Raw genomic sequence first — 24,881 nt, 5'->3', positions numbered from 1 at the left:
GCCTTATTGAACAATGCGCTGGCTAAAAGAACCGGCCGCCGACGTCAGCCGCACGATGTACATGCCGGCCGGGAGCGTGCGCATATCCAGCGTCCAGCGGCCGGTTTGGCTGCCATCGGGTACGGCAGCTACCTGCTGGCTGCGGCCCAGCGCATCGAACACGCGCACGCTGGCCGGGCCAGCAGCCAGTACGGCAGCGGGCAGCGCCGTGCTTACAACCCACTGCTGGGCTTCACGGCCAGGGTACACGGCCAGGCCCTCGGCGTTGGCGCTGCCCAGGTGAATGAGCTGTACGGGCGAGAAAGCGGTGGCTCCATCCGTATCGACCTGCCGCAGGCGGTAGTAGCTGGTGCCAAACAGGGGCTGTTCATCGGTTTGGTCGTAGGTGGTACGGGCTTGCGAGGTGCCGGCCGCGGCCACTGTGCGCAGGGCAGTGAAAGCGGTGCCATCGGCCGAGCGCTCAATTACGAAGCTTTGGCTGTTTTTCTCCGAAGCCGTGACCCAGTGCAGAGCCACGCCCTGGCGCTGCGTGAGGCTGGCCGTGAAGATGACCAGTTCGACGGGTAGCGGACCGCACCCCGCAATCAGGCCATCGCAGGCGCGCTGGTTGTCGTTGTCGCCGGCTTGAGGGCCGGGGCAGCCAATAGACTGCGTATTCTGCGAACAAATCGTAATCAGGGAAGATGCACAGTTCTCCGCCAGCTTTTTCACGGCTCCGTTACCTCCAAATACACAGCCCATAATGCGCACATTGCCAGTGCCACACAGCTCGTTGTTGGCCGCGCCGCTGCTTACATCGACGCTGCCATTAATGATGGCGCGGCTGTTGTCGGTAACTGCTGCATTGGTCAACACCAGGTTGCAGTCGGTAATAAGGGTGGTGGGGCTGCTGGTGCTCATGGCGTTGTCGATGAGTACAGAGGCCTTGTTGACTACCAGCTCAGCCACGCGCAGGGTGCTGCCCGGCGCAATGGTCAGCCAGGTACTAGTCCGGTTACCCGTGCCGTCGCCAATGGCCAGGTTGGTGCCGCCTACAAGCGAGCCCTGGCTGGTAATCGACAGCGAGCCCCGCGCCCCCACGGCATAGGGCACATCAAGTACCACGTTTACGCCCGGAATCAGGATGTTGACTGAGCTTCCGGATGTGGGCGTGGGAGCACAATAGCCATTGCTGGTGGTATTAACCGCCCAGGTTGAGGCATCCGAAAAATTGCCGCTCTTTACCGCCGTGTAGGTACACTGTGCGCTGGCAGCGCGCGGCGAAAAAATAAAAAGGGCAGTGAACAGAAATGATAGGTAAAGAATTTGTTTCATGACAATGGTCTGGTTAAGTGAAGAAAAACCCTCGTATTGTCATAAACCACCCTATGCTAATATTGATTCATTGTTTAAATTAAAAATTAGAAAGTTTATATTAAACCGATTAGGCATTGACTGCCGAATGGCTATGGTAATGCTCCCACAGGCTATAAATCAGCTATGAAAATGGCTGAATAGCCATTGACCTATGGAAAACGTAATAAATTTTTTTGCGGCTGGTATCGTGGTTACGCCTAGCTCCAGGCAAGCACCAGCGTACCAGCCAGAATAAGCCCGGCCCCGAGCGCTCCTTTCAGGCTGAGGGTTTCGCCCAGAAAAGCCACTGCCAACAACAGCGCCAGCGCTACGCTCAGCTTATCGACCGGGGCCACGCGGCTCACCGGCCCCAGCTTCAGTGCCCGGAAGTAGCACAGCCACGAGGCACCTGTAGCCAGCCCGGAAAGTACGAGAAACAGCCACGTGCGCCCGGTGAGGTCCGGCAGCCCGGCTGTGGCCCCCCGCGCCAGGGCTATACTCCAGGCCAGCAGCAGAATGACGACGGTACGAATGGCAGTGGCTAAATCAGAGTCGACCCCCTTGATGCCAATTTTGGCAAAAATGGCGGTTAAGGCCGCAAACAGGGCCGAAAGCAGGGCGTAAGGAATCCAGGCAGCCATGAGATTGAGGAACAGAAGACAAGGATGAAAAGAGCAGATGCTGGCCCAACCGAAGGAGCATACTTGCGTAGGTGGGCAATGGTACGCAGGTAGAGCCCAAACTGTCGGGTGGGGAAATCTGGGCCCGCTCGCCCGGGAGGTTTCGCCCATTTTACTGTTACCTTTTCAGCCATGCCCGATTCTGCCTCCGACTTCCGCCGGCCCGACCTGCTCCGCCTCGATTACGACACCTACCGGGCCCTGCCGGCCATAGCCAACTCCGACCTCTCGCGCCTGCGCGACGCGCTGGAGGGCCGCGCGCCGCGCGCCCAAAGCAGTGCCAACGACGGTGCACTAAACTTTGGTACCGCTTTCCATACCGCTTTGCTCGAGCCCGAGCAGTACGTAGCCGGCCAGCCCGGCCTGAACGATACGCTGGTGTGGTGGCTGGTGGAGGGTGTGAAGATGGATTCCCGTCTGGCCGAATTGCTGGCCCTGGGCACCCCCGAAGTGAGTGTGCTCTTCACCGAGCCGCAGACCGATACGCTGTGCAAGCTGCGCGCCGACCTGGTAGTGGCCCAGCCCGACCAGCCCTGCACCATCATCGACTTTAAAACCACGAACGCCCGCGACGCCGACCACTTCCTGTGGCAGTGCTCGGCCTATGACTACGACCGGCAGGCGGCTTTTTATACCGATGCACTGCGGGCCGAGCGGTTCCTGCTGGTAGGAGTGCAGAAAATCGAGCCGTTTGGCGTGTTCACCATTGAGGTGAGCGAACAACTGCTGGCCGAGGGCCGCCAGAAATACCAGCGCCTGCTGCGCCTATTGAAAGCGCCGGCAACGGCGCCCGCTTACCGCGCCGAGGCCGTGCAGGCCGCCGTGGATTCGCTGGGACTAACCCCCGAAGCCGACGAGTAGATGCAGCGGTAAGCTGCGCGGATAGCAGCAGAATCTGGCTTACTCGAGCCCTGGTAGGTAGTAACCGGCCGCGGCCAACACCAGCTTAACGCTGCTCTGATTGCCCTCGAAGGAGTGGTGGCTGAAAAGCTATGGGTTGGCAGGAGGCTTATCTCCCAACTCAGGAACAACTGTGTGCGGAGTTTAGTGATGAAGAATCGTGGAGAAATAATAATTTTTTTTATCCTTATTAGTCAGCCAATTACGCATGGATAAAGTGATAAGTCGTAAATCGTGCAATCGTTTGTACATGAATTTTGAAAGATTGGATTGTAGCTTTGTAGCACCATCAATGGGGCCTTGATGCAAATAATGCTATTTTCTTTTCATTCAAATGCTACTGATTAGACCTTTTACTGCTGCTTTAGGGATGGCTGTGTTGCTCAGCCTGGGTGTTGCAACCGACTGCCAGGCCCAATACACTTTTGCCGACGCCCCCACCGCTACCTCGGCCGGCCTAGGAGCTTACCGCCAGAATTTTGACGTACTGGCTGGCACCAATAATTACTTCCAGAGCAATAGCACCCTGCCAGGCGTATACGCCCGCTACACACTGAACGCAGTAGGCGGCGAATACGAGTCCTACCAGCGCGGATGGGGCTCTTCAGCCCGCCTGAGCCCTGATAACGGCACGGAAGGCGCTACCAGCCAGTCGAGCGTCGACAACAACGGCACGGCGCACGGGCCCGCCTGGTACCACTTCGGTGCCACGGGCACCACCGACCGCGCGCTGGGCGGCATTGCCGGCACCGCAACCCTCGACGGACAAGGCTACGTGGGCCTCCGCCTGAAAAACGGGTCGACCAAGGTGATTACCAACCTCGAGGTAGAGTACGCCATGGAGCAGTGGTACAACTCGAGCCGCACCCAGGCAGCTACCGTCACGGTAGAGTATCGACGCAGCACGGCAGCTATTACTTCGGTATTTGATGGCAGCTGGACCGCTATTTCGGCCCTGAATGTAGCCGCCCCTTCCACGTCGGCCGCCATTGCCCCGCGTAATGGGAACGCCGCCACCAACCGCCGCGTGATGCGCACCACCCTCAGCGCCCTGAACCTGCGGGTAGGGGAGGAAATTATGCTGCGCTTTGGGTACTCCTTCAATTCGGCCAGCAACGGCAACGGACTGAGCATTGACGATGTGGTGATTACCCCTCAGACCAACATTTACTATTCCCTCGACGACGACGGCAAAAAGCTTGATTCGAAAGACAGCTGGGGCACCAACACCGATGGTACCGGCACGGCACCGGCCAGCTTCGCGGCTGATAACTGCATTTATTACGTGCAGGGCAAAACCAAAAAAGCCAACCGCCTGACGAGTGGCACAACCTGGGTTATCACGGGCCAGAATTCGAAGCTCATTGTGGGCGACGGCAGCAAGCAAAGCATGTTGTACGTAGGACCCAACGACAACATCCAGGGTACCATCGACGTGAGCGACCAGGGCATCCTGGAAATTGAGCACCTGGCCAATACCCTCACGCTGGGTTCGCTGCACGATGGCAGCACGGTGGAATACATCAACGCAAGTACTTCGGGGCAGCGCATCAGCGGCGGTAGTTATGGCAACCTCTCGCTCACCGGCGACGGCCCGCGTACCCTGGCCGGTTCGGTGCTGGTGCGCAGTGGCATGCAATACGAGAAGGCCGCCACCGCCCCGGTGCTGCTGAACAACTACGACCTGCAGCTCCAAAAGAACGCCAACTTCAGCGGCCCGGCTCGTACAGCGCCGCTGCTGGTGACTAATGGCCTGGGTAGCCTGGTGCGCACCGTGTCGGGCGACGGCCAGGCCGTGCTGTTCCCGGTGGGAACGAGTGCTACGTCGTATACCCCCGCCACGCTGAGCCAGTCGGGTACCGGCCTTGAGGATGCCTACAGCGTGCGCGTGATTGACAACCTGTACCCCAGCTACACGGCAGCCGGCGTGGGCGTGGGCACGCCAGTAACCAACCAGAACGTGAAAAAAACCTGGCTGGTGGAAGAAGAAGTGCCCGGCCACTCCAACGTGACCATGACGTTGCAATGGCCCTCTGCCGAAGCTACGGCCAACTTTGTGAGCACCAGAGCCCACATCAGCCATTACACCAACGGAGCCTGGGACACCACGCCGCTGGCCACCGCAGCCGGCACCGGAGCCAGCAAAGTATCGCGCACGGGCATCACCAGCTTCTCGCCGTTTGCGGTATCGTCGCGGGCCAACCCGCTACCGGTCGAGCTGACTTCCTTCACTGCCCGGCGCAGCGGCGCCGTGGTGACCTGCGCCTGGACCACGGCCAGCGAAACCAACAGCCACGACTTTGCTGTAGAGCGCAGCCGCGATGGGGTAGCCTTTGAAACCCTGGGCACCGTAGCCGCGGCGGGCAGCAGCAGCAATGCCACGGTATATGGTTTCCGCGACCAGCAGCCGCTGCCGGGCCGGGCCTATTACCGCCTGCGCCAGACCGATTCAGACGGTTCGGTAGCCTACACTGGCCTGGTGCTGGTGGCCGGGGCTGAGCTGGTTGCACCTATGGTAGTACCCAACCCGGGCACGGGCACATTTGCCTTGTTGTTGCCCGAAGGCCTGGTGCTGGCGGGGCCGGTGGTGGTGCACAATGTGCTGGGCGCGGAGGTACTGCGCCAGTCGGTGGAGACCTCGACCGAAGCTGTGCGGTTTGACTTGAGCATCCAGCCAGCCGGGGTGTATCTGGTGCGGTTTGCCACAGTAGCTGGGCCACGTGCAGTACGCGTGGTAAAGTATTAAATCAACGTTGCGTTCAGCAACCAACCTTCTATCCTTTCTTTCCACATTGTGAAGACCCTTCCCGGTTTCCGGGAAGGGTCTTTTTTTGCTTATTATAACACTTACTTACTAGTTGGTAAGTATTGCCTACCTTTGCCCTGTTATGCCCAGCGCCACCTTCCAAACTGCCCTTGCTCCCGATACCCGCACTCGTATCCTCGACCTAGCTGAGGTTTTGCTGTTGGAGCGCGGGTACAACGCGTTTAGCTACCACCACCTGGCTCGGGAGTTGGGGATAAAGCCTGCCGCAATTCATTACCACTACCCGAGCAAGGACGACCTGGGTACGGCGCTGGTAACCCGCCAGCTGCGCCGCCTGCGCAAGTGGCGCGGCCTGCCGCGCGTCACTGGCCTTGGCCCGGCTCAGCAGCTTGATGCGCTGTTGGCCGTGTATGAAAACCACCTCGGCCACGACCGTCGCGTGTGCTTGTTTGGCGCGTTGGCCGCCGACTTTCGCACCCTGCCCGAAGCCATGCAGGCCGAGTTGCGTGTCTTCAACCACGAGCTGACCGAATGGCTGGCCGAAGTGCTATCCGCCGGCCGGGCCACCGACGCGTTTCGTTTCGTGGGCAGCCCGGCAGCCAAAGCCTTGCAGCTGCTCACCACGCTGGCCGGGGCGCTGCAGGTAGCCCGCGTGCACGACGAAACCCCGTTCCAGGTAATTGTAGGCCAGCTGCGGCTGGAGCTGCTGCCGTAGCCGCTGCCCCAACCTATCCCTGTTATCAGCCCATATTCCTTACTGCGTGCTACCGCCCCGGCATCAGCCCCTCTAAACCCAACCGGCCATGACCAATTTCTATTCGCCCGCCTACTATTTGTGTGCCGATGAGACGCCCGCCCCGCAGCCGGTAGTGGCCACGCGCTACCCCGAACCGGCCGGCCTGCGCTGGCTACGCTGGCAGTTGAGCGCGCTGTGGGCCGTGTCTCCGGCGCTGGGCTTCCGGCAGGCATGGCGCGTGTTCACCACCCCGCGCCGGTTGCCCATTAAGTCTTGGGAAGCTCCCGCGCTGGCCGATGCCCGTCGCCGCTCCGTGCTGGCCGAAACCGGCGCTGTTGCGGTGTACGAATGGGGCCCAACGGCCGCGCCCGCCGTGCTGCTGGTGCACGGTTGGGAACACCGCGCCAGCTTCTGGCGAGCCTGGGTCGCGCCGCTGCTGGCGGCCGGCTACCGCGTAGTAGCGCTGGATGGGCCCGCGCACGGGGCTTCGGCTGGCCGGCGCACCACACTCACCGACTTTGGCGGGGCTGTGCAGGCGGTGGTAGATACAGTAGGGGAGGTGCGCGCCATTGTGGCGCATTCGTTTGGTGGCGCCGCGGTCGCGGGGCTGCCGGTACGCTTGCCCTTGGGCGTAGCGCTACCACGACTGGTGCTCCTCAGCGTACCGATGGGGCCACGGCCAGTAGCCGAGCGGTTTGCCGATTTTCTGCACTTGCCCGCTGATTTGGTGCGGCGCTTTGCCGGGCACATCGAACGCAGTACCGGTCGCTCGGCCGAATCGTTTGCTGTGGCCGCTGCGGGGCCGGGCACCGGGGCCAGGCAGGTGCTGGTGCTACACGACGAGGGTGACGAAATCATTCCCTTCGCCGAAGGCCAGCAGATTGCCGCAGAGTGGCCCCAAGCCCGCCTGCACGCCACGCACGGCCTGGGCCACAACCGCATTCTGCGCGATGCAGGGGTGATTGCCGAAGCCATTGATTTTATTGCGAGCTAAAAGTCAGCGGGAAATAGTCGAAATCGTTAGAATTTTGTTGTGATAGGAATTTCACCCCTAAATTCTTTCCCCATGGTAAAAGTTGCCCTGCTGGTTCGCCTCGAAGTGAAGCCCGGCCACGAACAAACTGTTGCTGATTTTTTGGCCGGCGCCCTGCCCATTGTAGAAGCTGAGCCCGCTACTACAACGTGGTATGCCCTGCGCCTGGGTCCCTCAACGTTCGGTATTTTCGACACTTTCCCCGATGAAGCCGGCCGCAAAGCCCACCTCGCCGGGCAGGTAGCTGCCGCCCTGGGCACGCACGCCGATTTGTGGGCCAGCCCGCCTCACATCGAAATGGTGGAAATTCTGGCCTCGAAAGGCGCATAGTATAAAAGACAAGAAGCACGTCGTGCTGCGCTTGTCGAAGCACCAATACCGCATTAGTAAGTAATTGCTTACGCGGTAGAGATGTTTCGACAAGCGCAGCACGACGTGCTTTTTTGCGCCTACTATATTGCCTATAAACTTTCCATCCCTTCGGCGGCGAGTTGGCGCAAGAGGTCGCGCAAGCCATCAGGTTCGGCAATGGTGCGGCCGATGTGCTGCACATACTCGGCCTCGGCGCGTAGGTCGCGCTTGAGCTGGCGAAGCTCTAGTTCCTGCTTTTTACCGGTGCCGGTGATGAAGCCGTTGGGGCCATATTTCAACTCGTTCATTTCCTGCTTCAGCTGGGTTTGCTGTTGCAGCAGGGCGCGGGTGTAGCGGGTTAGTACGTCGTCGGTCTCGGCATCGGCGGGGCCGGTTTCGGCCAGCAATTGGAGCAGCGTGTAGAGGTCGTCGGCCTCGTAGGCTTCGGTGATGCGCTGCATCTGGGCCGTTTTGTCGGCTTGTTTGGCGGGGTCGCGCTCCAGGTCGGGGTGGTGCACGCGGGCCAGCTGGCGGTAAATGGTTTTGGCGTTGGATTCAAGCTGCTTCTGGTCGGCCTGCGCGGCTTGAGCTGCCGCTTCCTCCTGGCGTTGGGCCTTGGTTTTGCGGCGGGCGCGGGCAGCAGCAGCGGCTTGTTCGTGGGGCGGTAGGCTCGGGTCGGGAATAAAAGTCGGCTCGGATGGCGGGCTGGCCGTAGGTTTAGTATTGGCACCGAAAGCCTCGCTACGCCGTGCCCCGGCCGGTGCGTACTTGCGGATGACTTCTCCTTCATCTTCCCCAAATCGGTTTTCCAGCGTGTGGGCGTTGCCCAGCAGCAGGTGCGTAATCTGCTGTTCCTCCAGGCGGCTGAAGTAACTCAGCAGCAACGCCTCTTCCAGCGGTGCATACAGCGCGTGGCGGGCTTCCACTACGGCCGTGGCAGCCGGCCCCACCTGCTGCCAGTAGCGGCGGCGGGCTTCGGCCTGCTGGGCGCGCAGGTCGCGCAGCCGCTCGCGTAGGTTTTCCACGTCCAGAATTGCTTGCCGGAAAGCCTGCTGCGCGGGTGTGCCGGTAGGCTGCTCATCGGTGCGAACCGGAACGGTAATGCGGTCGGGGTGCGCGGAATCGGGTTTTTTCATCAGCGGCAAAGTTACGCGTAGGGTGCGGGGCTCGCCCCCGCCCGTCGTTGAACGATGCGGGAATAGGTTGTTCAACGACGGGCGGGGGCAAGCCCCGCACCCTACGCCCACAATTCAAATGCCACCCGGAATGTGTTGCAATGCGCATCCACAATGTCTGCCAGGCGCTCGGAGTAACCACCGCCCATGCTCACGGCCACCGGTAGGTTGCGGGCGCGGCACAGGCCCAGCACCAGTTCGTCGCGCTGCCGACAGCCGGCTGGCGTGAGAGCCAGCTTGCCCAGCTTGTCGGTGGCCAGTACGTCTACGCCCGCCTGGTAGAAAATGAAATCGGGCTGCACCCGCTCTATCAGCGGCTCCAGCGTGGCCGATAGCTGCATCAGGTACTCCGCGTCGCCGGTGCCCAGCGCCAGCGGAATATCCAGGTCCGACTGCTCTTTGCGCAGGGGGTAGTTGGCCCCGGCGTGCATCGAAAATGTGAACACGCGCGGCTCATCCTTGAAAATTGCCGCAGTACCGTCGCCCTGGTGCACATCCAAATCCACAATCAAAACCTGCTTTGCCAAGCCGTGCGCCAGCAAATGCGCGGCTGCAATGGCCTGGTCGTTCAACACGCAAAAGCCTTCGCCCCGGTCGGCAAAGGCGTGGTGGGTACCGCCGGCCAGATTCAGGCCGATGCCGTCGCGCAGTGCATTCAGGGCCGATTGCAGGGTGCCCGCGCTGCTGCTTAGCGAGCGGCGCACTAGTTGCGGGCTTTGCGGCAGGCCCAGGCTGCGCACTTCGCGGGGCGTAAGCTGGAGGTCGCGCACGCGGTGCCAGTAGTCGGCGGTGTGCACGCGCAGCACGTCTTCCTCGGCGCAAAGGCCAGGTTCGTAGAAATCGGCCAGTTCCGCAATACCTTGCCACAGGAGCTGCTCACGAATCAGGGCGTATTTGGCGATGGGGAACCGGTGGCCGGCGGGCAGGTCAAGGGTATAATGGTCGGAGGTGGCTAGGCGGGGCATATAAACATAAACGCAGGCAACGTTGGAGCGTGAGGGTGCAAGCCAGCGCGGTGCTTACGCAATAAAGCCACTGATAGTACCTGTACCAGCATTGACAATGGGTTTTAATGTACTGGATGCCGTAATTAATTCGTCGGGAAAAAGCAGATAAATTCTGTCAGATTGAACTTTGTAGGAATAATTAATAATTATTTTCAAAAATTATTTGCGCAATTAAAATTAATAGCTAACCTTTGTCGTACCAAAAGCAAACAACCATGTACCGCCACACATTCCTCACAAGTAATTCGGATAAGAAGCAGCTGGAACAGCTGCTCCCGCTCGGTACGTTTGCCTGATTTTAGCACCCGCTGAAATTTGACACCGCCCGAGCCCATAAGCTCGGGTTTTTTGTTGCTAGCCGGTTTTTAGCCGCTTACTACATTCAATCCATGCACCATATCCGCCCCAGTTACCTGCCCAAACAGTACCAGCTCCGGCCCGATGGCGGCTTGCTGGATTGGTGCGGCCGTGCTTTTCTTCCTGGTTGGAGTCGTCGATAACATCGGCATAATCTCCCGCGAATAGAAAAGCCCGGCCCGTAAAGCCGGGCTTTTTCGTGTCATTAATTACCAAATAAAAATACGATTTTATTTGAACAGGAAAGGTGCGTCTAATTCAAATTGAATTAATGGCGAATGCTGATTCAAGTAATTAATGCTGCTTAATTAATTCATCAATTCCAACTCTTTCACATTTCTAATTCCCCTTTTCAGCCATGCGCTTCTTAGCTCCACCTCCTGCTTATCGGCCTCTTAATGCGGGCCGGCCGCTCCAGCCAGCGGCCCATGGGTTGCGCCCTGTGCGCCACCAGAAACGGTTGAAATCGGGCTCCCAATTGCGGGCGTCCACTTCCCCTCATTTGAAAACCTAGCTAGGCGCTGTCTGCGGGTAGGCCCCCGCTTTATGGCAAACCGTAACAAACCTCTCTCAGCGGAAGCTTACCGCTGGAAAGAGGCTGGTGTCGCACTCTCGCGGCACATCGACTGGCGCAATTGGCCCCAGTCCAAGCAAATAGAATACATGTTTTCCTTTAGCTCGCCCCATGCACTTTATGAAGCTTTGGGCGTTGATTCAGCCTTGGCGCAATTATATGCAGCATGCGTTGTGGACGGCACCTTCACCAAGCAAAACAACATTCGTGTTGCTTTGCTGGCAATAGCGGCCAAACGCACCGGCCTGCTGCACCGCCCTGAACTGGCCATAAACGTAGCCGCCCTGGCCGAACGATACGCCAAGCGAGTGCGCGAAGTGGCCGACTGGAAGCCGAAAAGCAGCAACGTATTCCGGCAGCTGGCCAGCCTGGTCCGGCACTTATTCGACCGCTACGGCAATACGCCGGACTGGCTGATTGAGTCCTGGACGCGCCCGACGCTGGCGGAAGACGGCGTGAATCTGCCCGATTTGACCCTGCACCTCGGACAGGGACATTCATTGCGCAGCTTCCCCCGGCTGCCCGTGCCCATCAGCAAACGGCTGGAGCACGGCATGCGGGAAGCGCCCGCCGGCTGCACCTTCCGCGAGGCCCTGCGCTACGCCCAGCTCGCCGCCCGCGACGCGTTGGAATGGTGGGGCGTGGTGATGGAATCGCGCCTGGGCCGCGCCGCGTTGGTCGATGATGCCTTCTGGCTGAGCGTGGTGGACTTTTTCGTCGCCTCGCCCATGGTCGACCCGCGCCATTTTGGTCCCGTCTGCGACTGGATTCATCAGAAGCGTAGCGTCGGTATTGGGGTAGAGCCAGCCCAGCCGGGCTTCACCCTCAAGGGCCGCAGCATGGCCTCCGTGCTGGCCCAAACCGAGCAGTGGCATAACGGCCAGGCGCGGGCGCGTCGCCAATCGGGTGGCGCCAACTTGCCCGGGTCTAGCTGGGCAGGCTTGCCGGTGGCCGATTTTCGGGCCGGGCCGGTGCGCATCGAGCAGCTCACTACCTCCGGGCAGTTGCAGGATGAGGGCCATGCGCAGCGCAACTGCGTGGCCACCTACCTGCAATCGTGCCGCCTGGGCCGCTGCGGCATTTTCTCGCTGACCGTGGACGGCACCCGCGGCCTGACCATTGAAGTAACCGCCAGCCGCACCGTAGTGCAGGTGCGCGGCAAATACAACCGCTGGATGACCCCGCAGGAACACGCCTGGATAATCCAGTGGCTCAGCCAGGCCCGCTTGGTGCTGTCGAAACACGTCGGCATTGAGTGGGAGTAGCCGGACGACAGTAGCGTGGACTCTGCGAGTCCGTGCCTGCATGAACGAAAATTGATTTCGCTCAAAACCTCCGCCAATACGCGGAATCGCAGAGCCCACGCTACCACCCGCACCAATAAAATATACACTCCCTCACCCCACCCAAATATGCGCTTCAACTTCTTCTCTCGAAATACCACCACGGTGGTAAACCACGAAGGCGCAGCTGCCTTCACGCTCACGCCCCAGGTGGAGCTGTACGCCGCCGCGGCCACCGCCGCGCTCAGCGACCAGTTCTACGAAAAAGCCGATACGCGCTTGCAGCGCTTGCGGGACTTGGTAGCCAAAAACGAGCCGCTGTTTGTGGCGCAATTGGCGGTGTATGCCCGGGAAAGCCTGAATTTGCGCTCGGTGCCGCTGGTGCTGTGCGTAGAGTTGGCCCGTTTGCACCGGGGCGACAGCCTCGTGAGCCGCCTGGTGGCCCGCGTGGTGCAGCGGCCCGATGAAATCACGGAATTGCTGGCTTTCTATGCCCAGGCCAACGCCCGGAGCGGGACCAAAATTCTGAACCGTCTCTCCAAGCAGCTGCAAAAAGGCCTGGCTCTCAGCTTCAACCGTTTCGACGGCTACCAGCTGGCCAAGTACGACCGCGACGGGGCCGTGCGCCTGCGGGATGCCCTTTTCCTGGTGCACCCCAACGCCAAGGACGAGGCCCAGCAAGCCCTGTTCAACCAGTTGGTGCGCGGCGAATTGCCCACGCCCTACACTTGGGAAACCGAGCTGTCGGCGGTAGGGCAGGGGACGTACGCCACCGATGCGGACCGGCAAACGGCCGTCCGCCAGACCTGGGAAACGCTGATTGGCAGCGGCAAGCTGGGCTACATGGCCCTCTTGCGCAACCTGCGCAACATCCTTGAAGCCAATGTTTCGGCTGCGACGATGGAGCGAGTGTGCGACACGCTGGCCGACCGGTTTGCGGTGGCGCGCAGCAAGCAGCTGCCCTTCCGTTTCCTGGCCGCTTACCGTGAGGTGAAAGCCTTGCCCAGCGGCCACGTCGCCGGAGTGTTGGCAGCCCTGGAAACGGCCATTGCACACAGCGCCGTGAACCTACGCGGTTTCGGGCACGACACCCGCGTGGTGGTGGCCTGCGACGTGTCGAGCTCCATGCAAAAGGCTATTTCACCACGCAGCAAAGTGCTGCTCTACGACGTGAGCCTGGTGCTGAGCATGTTGCTCCAGAGCCGCTGCCAAAACGTGATTACCGGCATGTTCGGCGACACCTGGAAGCGCATCAGCATGGCCCGTGGGCCGGTGCTGCGCAACGTGGAGGAGTTGTATAAGCGCGAAGGCGAAGTGGGCTACTCCACCAATGGGTACTTGGTAATCAAGGACCTACGGATGCGTGCCGAAGCAGTCGACAAGGTGATGATTTTCACCGACGTTCAGCTTTGGAACAGCACCGGCGATGGTGGCACCCTGGCCCAGGAGTGGGCGCAGTACCGCCGCGTGGTGGCGCCCAACGCCAAGCTCTACGTCTTCGACCTGGCCGGCTATGGCACCGTGCCGCTGGAGGTGCGCCCCGACACGGGCGTGGCCCTCATCGCCGGCTGGTCCGACAAGGTCTTCGATGTGTTGAGTGCGCTGGATAATGGCGGCTCGGCGCTGACTGAAATCGAAAAAATTGACTTGTAAAACTTCTTGAAACGGCCGGGCAATAAAGCGGAACCCCCGGCCGCTGCGGAGCAAGGTGGCGTAGGCGTGGCCTACTTCGCGGGTGCTTGGTGGCCGCTTCGGCGGTGAGGGTTCGAGTCCCTTCATCAAATGTGGCCCGCCGTTTATTCCCCTTGTAAAACAGCAAACTCATTCCAACCAGATCCACCCCGGGAATAACATTTTTCAACAATAAAGCGGCCGTTATTCCCGGGCCGCTGCCCAATAAACTCTACCTCTCACCATGAATCCCATTACCCTAAATCGCGATGTCCGCACGCGCATTGCCCTCAGCACGCTGGCCGCGCTGGAGCAGGGCGGTTACCAAACGGCCACTGGCCAATCCATACCGCTGGCGGTCATGCAGCGCGCCGCCGAAACCGGCAGTCAGCTCTACCGCCCTACCGATGTGGCCGACCTCCTGCAAGAGTTCGAGCATCCCGGCGGTGCCCCGGCCGAAGTGCGCGTGTACCACGCCACCACGCTGGAAGCGGCTGCCGCTTTGGTAGCAGATGGAGGCCAGGCGGGCTGCCTGAATTTCGCCTCGGCCCGCAACCCGGGCGGCGGTTTCCTGGGCGGCAGCCAAGCGCAGGAAGAAAGCTTGGCGCGTTCGTCGGGCCTGTATCCGTGCCAGACGCAGTTTCGGGAAATGTACGCCCACAACTCCCGGCCCGATAGCACGGGCCTCTACAGCGACTACTTCAGCTATGCGCCGGGCGTGCCGGTGTTTCGCGGCGAGGCAGGGGAGTGGCTAACCGAGCCATTCCTGGTGGACATCATCACCGCGCCGGCTGTGAATGCCGGGGCGCTGCAACGCAACAACCCGGAGCTGCTGCCCGAACTGGTGCCCACCATGCGCCGCCGCATTCGGCTGGTGTTGGCCGCAGCCGCCCGCCACGGCATCGACAGCCTGATTCTTGGGGCCTGGGGCTGCGGCGTATTTGCCAACGACCCGGCCCAGATAGCCGAGCTGTTTGCCGAAGCCCTGGCCGAACCCAACATCCGGGGTCGGTTCCGCCGACTCGATTTCGCGGTGTTCGACCCCAAGCCGCCGCAAACCACTCTTCAGGCGTTCGAGCGCATACTAAAACCCTTTTTCTAACCGTTTCACGCTTACTGCTACTTGCCGATATGAGGAAGACGGCTGCCCACTTGGGGTAGTCGCCGACCGGGACGGGGCCACTTTGTGACCCGTCCCACCCCGGCAGAATTCGCCTGGTTCAGGTGCCGTAGGCGGGCGTTACTTCTGGTCGTTTCTGGTTCTGCTTCAGTGCAGAATTACGGGTTCGAGCCCTGGCCCGCAGCTTCGGTTTCGGGCGAAAACATACGCCTGCCGACTGTTGCCCTGAATTTTCGGGATGTAAGTGAATAAATACGTTTCCGGATGGGTGCCGTAGCTGGGCCTTACTTCGCCCCAACTAGGTGCGGTCGCGGGTTCGACTCCCGAAGTGCTGCCGCGAGGCAGGGCGAATGCGCATTGGTAGGGCCGCGCCAACTGGCTCGGCGCCTGTTGCCCCAGCCGGAAACTAACCCTTGCATTGGGTGCCGTAGGTAGGTGATACTTCGGCTGCTGTGCCGCAAGGCGTGCGGGTTCGAGCCCCGCCCATGACCTCAAAAACCACGGTGGCGAAACTAGTAGACGCGCAGTACATAACACACCCGCCGCTTTTTGCCCCAATGTTTTGATTTTAAACCCTGTCCGGGTGTCGTAGCCCGGCCATACTTCGCACTTTTAATGCCCAGGTCGCGGGTTCGAGTCCCGCCGGAAGCTGCGTAAGCGGCCGCCGTAGCTCAGACTGGTAGAGCAGGACTAGAAGGCCGGGCGCTTGTTGCCCCGGGCAGGTTTTGGATATATGTAGAGACGCGACCCATCGCGTCTCGGCGTCCGGCCCGTTCGGATGCATTGTTCAACGCGGAGACGCGAAGGGTCGCGTCTCTACATCTCACGGCCGGATGCCGTAGGCTTGCGTTCCTTCGACCTGTCACGTCGCCTTTTGGCACAACGCCAGCCGCCTGTTGCTCCGGTTTTTTCTAAATAAAACGCGCTGGTGCCGTAGCACCGCCTTACTTCGATTCATTGGGTCGCGGCTTCAATACCCGCTCATCGGCTTGCCGGTGGTAGCTCAGTTGGTTAGAGCAAATGCTGGTGGTGCGCACTGTTGCCCGGCACGTTTTATTTCTTTTTCATCATCAACGACGGAGGCCCAACTAAGCGCCTCTACCTCGTACAACGACCATTCTCATGGCCAACATATTACGCGGCAACGACCTTCGGGCCCTCGGGTTTCCGGAGGGACGTGCCATCGGGCTCGCGCTGGCTCAACTGCAGCGCAAGCACCTCAAAAAACTCTCGCAAACCGACCAGCTAGCCTTGCTAGGTCAACTCATTGCCAACCCAAAAGACTACCTCACCCACCTCGACTGGAGCCACACGGCCGCAGCCCTGCAGCCCCCGCCCAACCGCCACATCGGCTTGGTTGAGCGCAAAGAATACGCCGTATTCGGGGCCGAGCATATCGAGCAGGGCGCCATCCACCAGATGGAAATTGCCATGAAACTGCCTGTGACCGTGGCCGGCGCGCTCATGCCCGACGCCCACCACGGCTACGGCCTGCCCATCGGCGGCGTGTTGGCCACCGACAACGCGGTGATTCCCTACGCCGTGGGCGTCGACATCGGCTGCCGCATGGCCTTGTCGGTGTTCGATTTGCCGCCCAAATACCTCACGCAGCGTACCCAGGAGTTGCGCAGCCTGCTGCTCGAAAACACCCGTTTCGGCAGCGGCCGGGGCTGGGAGCGCGGCCAGCGCCTCGACCACGCCGTGCTCGACCGGCCCGAGTTTCAGGAAATTCCCTTCCTGAAGAACAAGCTCGACAAAGCCGCCGAGCAGGTCGGTACTTCCGGCTCTGGCAACCACTTCGTGGAGTTCGGCATCGTCGAAATCACCGAGGCGGAAAACGAGCTGGGCGTGCCCGTGGGCCAGTACCTGGGCGTGCTTTCGCACTCCGGCTCGCGGGGCCTGGGCGCCGGCATCGCCGAGCGCTACACCAAGCTCGCCAAGGACGTATGCCAGCTGCCCGGCGAAGCCCAGCACCTCGCCTGGCTCGGCCTCGACACCGAAGCCGGTCAGGAATACTGGGCCGCCATGACGCTGGCCGGCGACTACGCCTCGGCCTGCCACGAGCAGATTCATCGCCGCCTAGCCAAAGCCCTCGGCGAAAAGCCTTTGGCGAAAGTAGAAAACCACCACAACTTCGCCTGGAAAGAGCGGCTGGCCGATGGCCGTGAGGTCATCACCCACCGGAAAGGGGCCACGCCGGCGGGGGCGGGCGTGCTCGGCATCATCCCCGGCTCGATGACGGCCCCTGGCTTTATTGTGCGCGGCCGCGGTGTGGCCGAGTCGCTGGCTTCGGCCTCGCACGGGGCCGGGCGGCTGATGTCGCGCACTCGTGCCAAGGCCGAGCTGGGCGAAGGCCAGGTGCGCAAGTACCTCGCCGACCACGGCATCGAGCTAATCGGTGGCGGGCTTGATGAAGCGCCGATGGCCTACAAGGACATCCGTGCCGTGATGGCCAGCCAGCGCGAGCTGGTGGATGTGCTGGGCTCGTTCACGCCGAAGATTGTGCGGATGGACGGGGCGTGATAAGCAGCTGTTGCTAGGCTCGCCCATAAACCAGTATACCCCGCCAACCGTGCAGTTGGCGGGGTGTACTGGCTTATGGGCCTTTACGCTAGATTCGCTGAGGTCAGAACCGCGCTTGATGGGCTATTCCACGAACAGCTTCTGGCTGCTGGCCCCGGCCGCGCTTTGCAGGCGCAGCGTGTAGAAGCCCGCAGCCACACCCGGCAGCGCCAGCGTGCGAACGGCCTCCGCACTGGCGGGCAGTGTCTGGTATAGCACCGCCTGGCCCAGCGTATTCAGCAGCTGCACTTCTACCGCCTGCTGGCTGAGGGCTGCTGGCAAGCTGAGCGAGAGGCGGCCCGCCGTAGCCGGGTTGGGGAATACGAAGATGCCCGCACTGGCCGCCGAAGTGGCTTTAGTACCCAGCGCCGTGGTCTGAACGTAGTTGCGCAGCCACCCCATAGCCGGGCGCTCGGTGGCGTCGGCGTTCACCAGGTTGGCACCCTGCGCGGTGCGCCAGTGGCCCACGCGGTAGCCCCATAGGGTCACGCCCATCACGTTGGGGTTCTCCCAGAACAGCGGAAATACCCGCTGGTATTCAGCCAGTTGGGCGGCATCGCCGGGGCCGTCCGAGTCGTACTCCGTGATGTAGAGCGGCACGCCAGTGGCTGCCAGCGTGGCCAGGTTGCCGGTGATGGTGGCGGCGGTTTGCCCCGCCGTTGAGAAGGCGTGGCCCTGAATCCCCACGCCGTCAATCAGGTTGCGGGTTTTGAGCAGGTTGATGATGGTAGCGTAGGTACCGGCCCGGGTGGCGGAATTCTCCACGCTGTACTCATTTATCATGAGCTTGGCGGTGGGGAAATACTGCCGTGCCAGCTCGAACGAGGTAATAATCCAGTCGTAGCCGGTGGCGCCGGTGCCGCCCAGCGCGTTGATGTAGCCGCCCCCATCAGCTGCCGCCGAGCCGGCCGGCGCGTTGGGCGAGCCCACCGTCACGAAGCCCGTGGGCGGGGTATTGATGGGCTCGTTCACCACGTCGATGTGGTCGATGTTGGGGTAGCGGGCCGCCACTGCCGCAAACCACGCCTTGATGGCTACCAGCTGGTCGGCGCTCGACAGGCTCTTAATCCAGGTGGGCTGCTGGGCGCCCCAAATCAGGGTGTGCATCCGAAACAGGTGCTGCGGGCCGGTAGCAGGCTTGGCCTGGGCGTAGGCCTTGTCCAGCTCGGTCCAGTTGAAAGCGCCCTGTGTGGGCTGCACGCTGCCCCACTTGCCGCCGTTTTCGGGCGTCACGGAGTTCCAGTACGCGCCAAAGTTGGGGGCCTGCGCGTCGCTGTAGGCACTGCCCAGATACTTGGGTTTGCCGGTGGCCAGGGGCGGGCCGGTGGGCACAAACGCCGGGGGAACCGTGGCCGAGCCGGCCGTGCCGTTGTCGAGGTTTGCTACCGTAAAGTAGATGCCCGTTTTGCCAAAGGCGAACTTATCGAAGTCGAGCCCATCCTCACGGGCGCCAATCTGGAAGGTCTGGGTTAGGGCCCCGGCTGGCACAGTGAAGGTGGTGCCGGAAACGCCGTAGCCGGCATACTTCGACATATTCAGCCATTTCCACACGCCGGTGCCGCCAGCCCCGCCGCCATCTACGGGCAGGCTGTTGCCCGCTTCGTAGCCCACGTTGAACAGGCCGTTGGCTGTTAACCAGTCGCCGCCCGCGGTGGGGCTCTTCGTGCCGAAGCTTGCTGCGTAGAAGTAGCTGTCGTCGTTGGCCCCGCCGGCTCCTACCCGCATGCGGGCGTACAGGTCGTAGGTGCCAGCCGCCGGAAACGTGACCGTGTAGGTGAGTACCCGGTTGGCCGTGGCCGGGGCGGCCCCACCCACGCCGCCGCCCGGCGAGGTAGCCGCCGTGAAGCCTGACACGTCGGTGAGCGAGGTGGCGTAGGTAACGGCCGGTGCGGTGCCCGCAGCCGCAACGGTGGGGAAGGCCCAATCGCCGGCCGCCGCATTGCTCGAAGTTGGGGTGGTGGAGGTGCCAGCTTCCGCTTGCACAATCACAGGCGTATTCTGGGCCAGCAGGGGGGGAGCGGTGCTGCCTAGCGCAGCTACCAGTGCCAGTGCATAGGGTTGAGATTTCTTCATGGAAAAGAAGGGGTCGGAATTAGGTATTTAGCCGGACATCTCCAGCCATTGGCTGCCCGGTTATTGCCTTAAAAGTAGCCCGCTTCCCAGCGTAATAAAATAATGTATGTTGCTGATGCACAATGATTATTAATAGAAAACGTTTGTGATAGATACAGCAAACGGTTGTGATAGAGAAAATAAATTTCCTGCTATTGGCGGCCAGCATTCAATCTTCTGAAATTCCCGCGTTGCCTTGGGCGCAGGCAATGAAAAACTGCCCGGCAAAGGCCCGAAACGTACTTCGGCCCAAGCGCCGCCACGCCGTACTTCCTCCACTTAAGCACTGTTTGAATTGCGCTTGTTTCGACATCTCATTTTCGAGTCTGTAAGCGCAATCCAATCACAGCACATCCATCGTACATGCGAGCGTGTCTCCACAGGGGACAGTTGTTTTCATAGCTCGGAAAGCCCCCCGCCTTTGGCGAGGGGTTTTTTATGGCTTACAATTGCTAAATGTCAACACACAAAAAAGCCCCTGCTAAACCAGCAGGGGCTTTTTTAGGTAGCAACGGCCGCAGCCGCGCTGCTAATGGCTTACTGTACCACGAGGCGCTTGGCCACGAGGCCCACTGCCGTGCGGGCCTGCACCGAGTACACGCCGGTGGCCAGCCCACCCAGGGGCAGCTCCAGCGTCTCGGCCGCACCAGCCGCTAGGGTGCGGGTAAGCACCGTGCGGCCCAGGTTATCCACTACCGAAATGGTCGTGGCAGCCGTGCCACGCAGGGCCATTGGCAGCAGTAGCGTAGCGGTGCCGTGGGCCGGGTTGGGGTACACGCTGGCCAGCTGAGCCAGGGCAGCCGGGGCCGTAGCCAGCACGCGCGGCTGGGTGCTGAAGAGCACGGCGTAGCGGCCAGAGGCCGGGGCATTGCCCGCCAGGCTCAGGTTTAGGCTGGTGGTAATGGCCAGGTCGGTGTAGGTGCCCGTGAGGGCATCGCGCAGGTAAGCGTGGTAGCCCGTGGGCAGGTTTGCCAGCTTATCCACGGCTAGGGTGTAACTGCCGGCGGTGCTGGTAGCCAGCTGCAGAGGCACCAGTACATCGGCGCCAGTAAGCAATGGCTGGCCGTTGATGGAAAGTTGCTCGGCAGTCGGTGTTTCGGTAGCTAGCAGCAAGCCGTTGGGCGAACCCAGGCTGCGGGCATCAAAAGCACGGTCGAAGCCTACAGTGGCACCGCCTTCGAAGTACACCACGGCCTGGGTGCGGGTGCTGCCGTTGCCCAGCGCCAGCGTGAGCTGCGGACGGGAGTCGACTGTACTGCGCTGGAAGGGCGTGTTGTCGGGCGTGGTCAGGCGGTCGGCGTTGGTGAAGGCAATGCTGCCGGTGCTCTGACCTGCCAGCACCCGCACGAAGAAGCCCTGAGCCAGTGGCAGCACGTTGGTGCCGCTGTTGGTGGCCTGGCCGTTCACGTAGCTGGTGTAAGTGCCCGAATACTGGCCGCTGCTTTTGAAGACGTACAGGGCGTTTTCAATATTCACGGCACGGCCGCCGGCAATTACCTTGGCCCAGTCGAGGGGCGAGGGGTAGGGGTTGCCACGCAGGTGGTAGCCGCTTTCCGTCTGGCTGCCGCGCGTGAGCGTAAGAGTCGTGAGCGGACCGTTATTCAGGTTGCCCACAAAATCCACGGTTTCGGTACCTGGGATGTTCACCGTGTAGCCGCGGGTTACTTCCAGCAGGTCGCTCAGCGAGTTCGGCGAGAAGTAGCCTTTGTCGAAATCAACCGTGCGGGGCGTGTTGCCGCTGGTCGTGATGCGGCTTTCCTCGAAGCCGAACACCGTGGGGAAAGGCGTCGCCGAGCTGCCCACCGAGTTGTAGGCCGGGTTCACCACGGGGGTGTAAGTAGCCGTGCTCAGGTCGCCCACTGTGGAGTTGGCTACTGGCGATGAGTAGTGGCGGTAGCCCAGGCCCGCGTTGGGCGAGTTGATGGAGCGCTGCACGGTGGCCGTGCCTATGACAACCCCGCCCGAGTTATCGACCAGGGCCGTGCTGCCGGCCGACGAGAGCAGCGTCAGCGTTTGGCCGCCGGTGCTCAGATTGCCGGCCTGCAGCCGAACCACACCGGTTACGGCTACGGCCTGGCTCAGCGTAACGTTGGCGGTGTTCTGCACGCCCAGGTTCAGCACCTGCGCGGGCAGGCCCGGGCCGGTTACCTGGTTCACGGTGCCGTTGTAGAGGTAGCTAGCCTGCGAACTGAAACTGCGCGTGCCCGTTACCTGCACGGCGCCCGAGGTGCCGCTGGTGGCGATGCCGGCCGGGTCGCAGATGGCAATGGCCCCGCCGGCCTGCAGGTCGAAATTGCCTGCGCCGTTGATAGTCTGGCAATTCTGGATGAGTGAACCACCAGCTTGTACCGCCAGCGTGCCGCTCACGGTCAGGGTACCACTCAGCGTGGCCACGCCGTTGGGGCCTACAATCGTCACGTTGCGGTAGCTGCCCTGCACAGCTTGCGGCGTGCTCACCACCAAGTCCTGCGAAGTGCCCTGGCCACTGAAGTTGATAACGTAAGGATTGTTCGTCTGGCTGTTATTAGCAATGCTCACCGAGCCCGTGTTGGTCCCGGTACCCGTAGGCGAGAACGTGACGCTAAACGTAGCGGTGCCATTCGGAGCCACGCTAGTCGGAGCGGTGCCGCTCAGCGCATAAGGCCCGCTAAATGTGAAAGCACCCAGCGTCAGCGCGTCCGTCGTGCTGCTGTTGCTGATGGTGAACGTTACCGGGGCCGAAGTGCTGCCCTGTTGGGTGCTGGCAAAGCCGCTGAACGTGCCACCGTTGGCAATGCCGGTACTGCCCTGGCTCACGGCAATCTGCGGGTTGGGCGTGGCAGCCTGGCCGTTGCCGGTCAGGTTCACGGTGTAAGTTGCGCCATTGCTATCGTTGGAGCTGATAACCAACGTGCCCGCACGGGTACCGGTGGCCGTGGGCGTAAAAGTTACGTTCACCGTAGCCGTGCCGCCGTTGGCCGCCACCGTGGTTGGGGCCGTGCCGCTCACGGCATAGTCGCCGGTAGTCGTGATGCCGCTAATCGTGAGCGCGCTGGTACCGCTATTTGTGAGGGTAAAGCTCACGGCAGGGCTGGTCGTGTTCACTGTCTGGGTACCAAAGTTGTAGGCCGTGCCGCCGCTGGGGTAGCTGGTGCTGCCCTGCGTAACGGCCAACGTGGCTGCCGGCGCGGACTGGCCGTTGCCCGTCAGGTTCACGGTGTAAGTTGCGCCGTTAGCGGCGTTGGAGGTGATAACCAGGGTGCCGTTGCGGGTGCCCGTAGCCGTAGGCGTAAAGGTTACGTTCACGGTGGCGGTGCCGCCAGCGGGCACCGTGGTGGGAGCGGTACCAGTTACGGCGTAGTCGCCGGTGGTCGTGATGCCGCTAATGGTCAGGGCATCGGAGCCGCTATTCGTCAGGGTAAAGCTTACGGGGGTGCTGGTGGTATTCAGCGTCTGGTTGCCGAAGTTGTAGGCCGTGCCGCCGCTGGGGTAGCTGGTGCCGCCCTGGCTTACAGCCAGCGTACCGGCTGCCGAGCCAGTCGTGAACATGATGGTGGCCGGGCTGGTAGTGCCACTCGGGCAGGTGGTCGTGATGCTGACGGTGTAGCTCGTATTTGGCGCGAGGCCCGTGAGGTTAACCGAAGTAGCCGAAGCAGGTAGCAACTGCGTGGTGGTGGCCGGCAAAGTAGTTACAGTGTAGCTGGTAGCTGACCCGTTACCCGTAAACGAAACCGTAGCCGAATTGCTGGTGATGCTGCTTGTTGCCAAGTTGGTGGGGGCTGCGCAAGTCGGCGTCACCGTAAACGTGGCCGGGGCCGAAGGAACGCCCGGGAACGGAGGGTTGGTAACCGTCACATTGTAAGAGCCTACTGTTGCCAGGTCGGCAGCCGTAAGCGCCACGGTTAGCTGCTGTACCGAAACGAACGTCGTTGCCCGGTCCGAGGCGTTGAACTGAACCGTTGCCCCGTTCATAAAGCCTGTACCGTTAACGGTTACCGTCAGGCCCGCCGTGCCGACCTCGGCCGAGTTGGGTACCAAGCTGATGATGGTAGCGCGCGGCGCTATGGCAAAATCAATGATGTTTAGCGGCCTGAAAGGGCTGTTGTCTACCAGGGTACGCTTATTCGTCGCCGAGCCGGGCGGAAAAGTATTGGCGGGGTCGTTGGGGGAAGCAGGATTCGCTGGAAGCGAAAAATCATACAAGTTGCTGCTGGACAGGCCACTGCTATTAGGAGGAGTTACTTCCACCAGGTAGCCTTTGTTGAATGTTCCCGTTGAGTAAATGTCAATGCTGATGAGGGCAGTGGGCAAAATGCCAAAAAAATTGCCGTTGCTCTGCAGCCGAACCGAATCAATGGTATTCAGCGTGCCGCTATCGGGAGGATTCTGGCTCGACAAAATGCCGAAAGGGGCACTGTTCTGGTTGCGCACATCTACATCGTACAGCACGGTGCTTGTGCTACCGCGTACGGCGTTGGTGTAGGCCACCGTCTCTATCCGGGGGTCGGTGCTGGCCCGAGGGTCGCCGGGCGCATAAGCCAGGGGGCCATCGGCGCCACCCGTGGTTACGACAGCGCCGGTGGTGGGGCTAAGGCGGTAATTTGCGTTGTTGGTACTTACTACCCGAACGAGGTCAGCCACAGGATTAAAGCTGAACGATACCCGTTCGGCAGGGCCCCCAAGGGCCAGAGAAGTGCGAGGCGAGCCAACCGGATTTACCGGGGTTACCTGCACGTCGTACACCGCTGGTGCCGTTGGGCCTACCGGATAAGTGTTTACTATATAAAACTGTACTTCATCGGCAGCGGTACGCGCCAAGCCATAGAGCTGGCCGGTACTCGGGCGGAAAGCAATGCCAACCAGCCGTTCATCGCTCTGTAGCCCCACAATGCGCAATGGGAAAGAGGTTGGACTGCCAGAAGCAGGGTCGAAGGCTACGAGGCCTTGGTCGCCAGCAACTCCACCAGGCGGAAAGAAGGGGTTACCCGCCGACACATTTTGCGTCAGGGTACCCAGGCCATAAAGCGTGGTTTGAGCCTGAGCAGCGGAACCTGCCAGCAAAAGCAACGCACCCAGGGGGATGCTTAGGAATCGTATGAGTCGCCAGCCCAAAGTTGGGCGCGAAGGTAAGCGTGTGTACATAAGCTAGAAGAAAAATAGAAGAAAGTAAAATCAACGAAACGGTCGTCAAACCCCGCCTTTGGCGGCTCGTACGGCTGCGACCATCACCCAGGCTGAA

15 protein-coding genes are annotated in these 24,881 nt (G+C 61.2%); 9 read left to right on the top strand and 6 right to left on the bottom strand.

Annotated features, from left to right (window positions below; translation table 11 throughout):
• Window positions 1-3 precede the first annotated feature (3 nt).
• A complete protein-coding gene (locus tag ABD837_RS20015; RefSeq protein ID WP_345058151.1) occupies window positions 4-1,314 on the bottom strand; it encodes a T9SS type A sorting domain-containing protein in 1,311 nt (436 codons plus the stop codon).
• 239 nt (window positions 1,315-1,553) lie between these two features.
• Complete coding sequence (locus tag ABD837_RS20010; RefSeq protein ID WP_345058149.1) at window positions 1,554-1,976, bottom strand: EamA family transporter; 423 nt, start codon at window positions 1,974-1,976, stop codon at window positions 1,554-1,556.
• 171 nt (window positions 1,977-2,147) lie between these two features.
• On the opposite strand from ABD837_RS20010, the gene ABD837_RS20005 reads away from it, so the two are divergent.
• From ABD837_RS20005 to ABD837_RS19985, 5 genes are all read left to right on the top strand, one after another.
• The gene (locus tag ABD837_RS20005; protein WP_345058147.1) at window positions 2,148-2,876 is read left to right on the top strand and encodes a PD-(D/E)XK nuclease-like domain-containing protein; all 729 of its coding nucleotides are present in this window, start codon (window positions 2,148-2,150) and stop codon (window positions 2,874-2,876) included.
• A 409-nt stretch (window positions 2,877-3,285) separates the two neighbouring features.
• Complete coding sequence (locus ABD837_RS20000; protein ID WP_345058145.1) at window positions 3,286-5,661, top strand: T9SS type A sorting domain-containing protein; 2,376 nt, start codon at window positions 3,286-3,288, stop codon at window positions 5,659-5,661.
• Window positions 5,662-5,803: 142 nt separating this feature from the next.
• Entirely contained in the window at window positions 5,804-6,397 is a 594-nt protein-coding gene (locus ABD837_RS19995) for a TetR/AcrR family transcriptional regulator (protein WP_345058143.1), read from the top strand.
• Between the two features lie 88 nt (window positions 6,398-6,485).
• Window positions 6,486-7,412: an alpha/beta fold hydrolase gene (locus tag ABD837_RS19990; RefSeq protein ID WP_345058141.1), complete on the top strand. Its 927-nt coding sequence runs from the start codon at window positions 6,486-6,488 to the stop codon at window positions 7,410-7,412.
• A 72-nt stretch (window positions 7,413-7,484) separates the two neighbouring features.
• Window positions 7,485-7,781 carry a putative quinol monooxygenase gene (locus ABD837_RS19985; protein ID WP_345058139.1) on the top strand — a complete coding sequence of 99 codons (297 nt, stop codon included), beginning with the start codon at window positions 7,485-7,487 and terminating at the stop codon, window positions 7,779-7,781.
• A gap of 131 nt (window positions 7,782-7,912) precedes the next feature.
• Here ABD837_RS19985 and ABD837_RS19980 read toward each other — a convergent pair whose 3' ends face one another.
• Together ABD837_RS19980 and ABD837_RS19975 are read right to left on the bottom strand one after the other, a co-directional pair.
• The gene (locus tag ABD837_RS19980) at window positions 7,913-8,938 is read right to left on the bottom strand and encodes a J domain-containing protein (RefSeq protein WP_345058137.1); all 1,026 of its coding nucleotides are present in this window, start codon (window positions 8,936-8,938) and stop codon (window positions 7,913-7,915) included.
• Window positions 8,939-9,039: 101 nt separating this feature from the next.
• Window positions 9,040-9,942, bottom strand: coding sequence for a histone deacetylase family protein (locus ABD837_RS19975; protein ID WP_345058135.1), 903 nt, complete (start codon window positions 9,940-9,942; stop codon window positions 9,040-9,042).
• A 1,146-nt stretch (window positions 9,943-11,088) separates the two neighbouring features.
• On the opposite strand from ABD837_RS19975, the gene ABD837_RS19970 reads away from it, so the two are divergent.
• The 4 genes from ABD837_RS19970 (at window position 11,089) to ABD837_RS19955 (ending at window position 17,512) form a co-directional block, all read left to right on the top strand.
• Entirely contained in the window at window positions 11,089-12,180 is a 1,092-nt protein-coding gene (locus ABD837_RS19970; RefSeq protein WP_345058133.1) for a PcfJ domain-containing protein, read from the top strand.
• Between the two features lie 147 nt (window positions 12,181-12,327).
• A complete protein-coding gene (locus ABD837_RS19965) occupies window positions 12,328-13,851 on the top strand; it encodes a TROVE domain-containing protein (RefSeq protein ID WP_345058131.1) in 1,524 nt (507 codons plus the stop codon).
• 262 nt (window positions 13,852-14,113) lie between these two features.
• Complete coding sequence (locus ABD837_RS19960) at window positions 14,114-14,971, top strand: TIGR02452 family protein (RefSeq protein WP_345058129.1); 858 nt, start codon at window positions 14,114-14,116, stop codon at window positions 14,969-14,971.
• A 1,140-nt stretch (window positions 14,972-16,111) separates the two neighbouring features.
• Window positions 16,112-17,512, top strand: a complete 1,401-nt coding sequence (locus ABD837_RS19955; protein WP_345058127.1) for an RtcB family protein — start codon at window positions 16,112-16,114, stop codon at window positions 17,510-17,512.
• A gap of 123 nt (window positions 17,513-17,635) precedes the next feature.
• On the opposite strand, the gene ABD837_RS19950 is transcribed toward ABD837_RS19955, so the two are convergent.
• Together ABD837_RS19950 and ABD837_RS19945 are read right to left on the bottom strand one after the other, a co-directional pair.
• Window positions 17,636-19,624: an endo-1,4-beta-xylanase gene (locus tag ABD837_RS19950; RefSeq protein ID WP_345058125.1), complete on the bottom strand. Its 1,989-nt coding sequence runs from the start codon at window positions 19,622-19,624 to the stop codon at window positions 17,636-17,638.
• Between the two features lie 576 nt (window positions 19,625-20,200).
• Window positions 20,201-24,784: a DUF4394 domain-containing protein gene (locus ABD837_RS19945; protein ID WP_345058123.1), complete on the bottom strand. Its 4,584-nt coding sequence runs from the start codon at window positions 24,782-24,784 to the stop codon at window positions 20,201-20,203.
• Between the last annotated feature and the right edge of the window lie 97 nt (window positions 24,785-24,881).

It is taken from the genome of Hymenobacter glaciei (genome assembly GCF_039539585.1).
Lineage (GTDB): Bacteria > Bacteroidota > Bacteroidia > Cytophagales > Hymenobacteraceae > Hymenobacter > Hymenobacter glaciei.
This window is presented reverse-complemented; position numbering and strand designations above follow the sequence as displayed.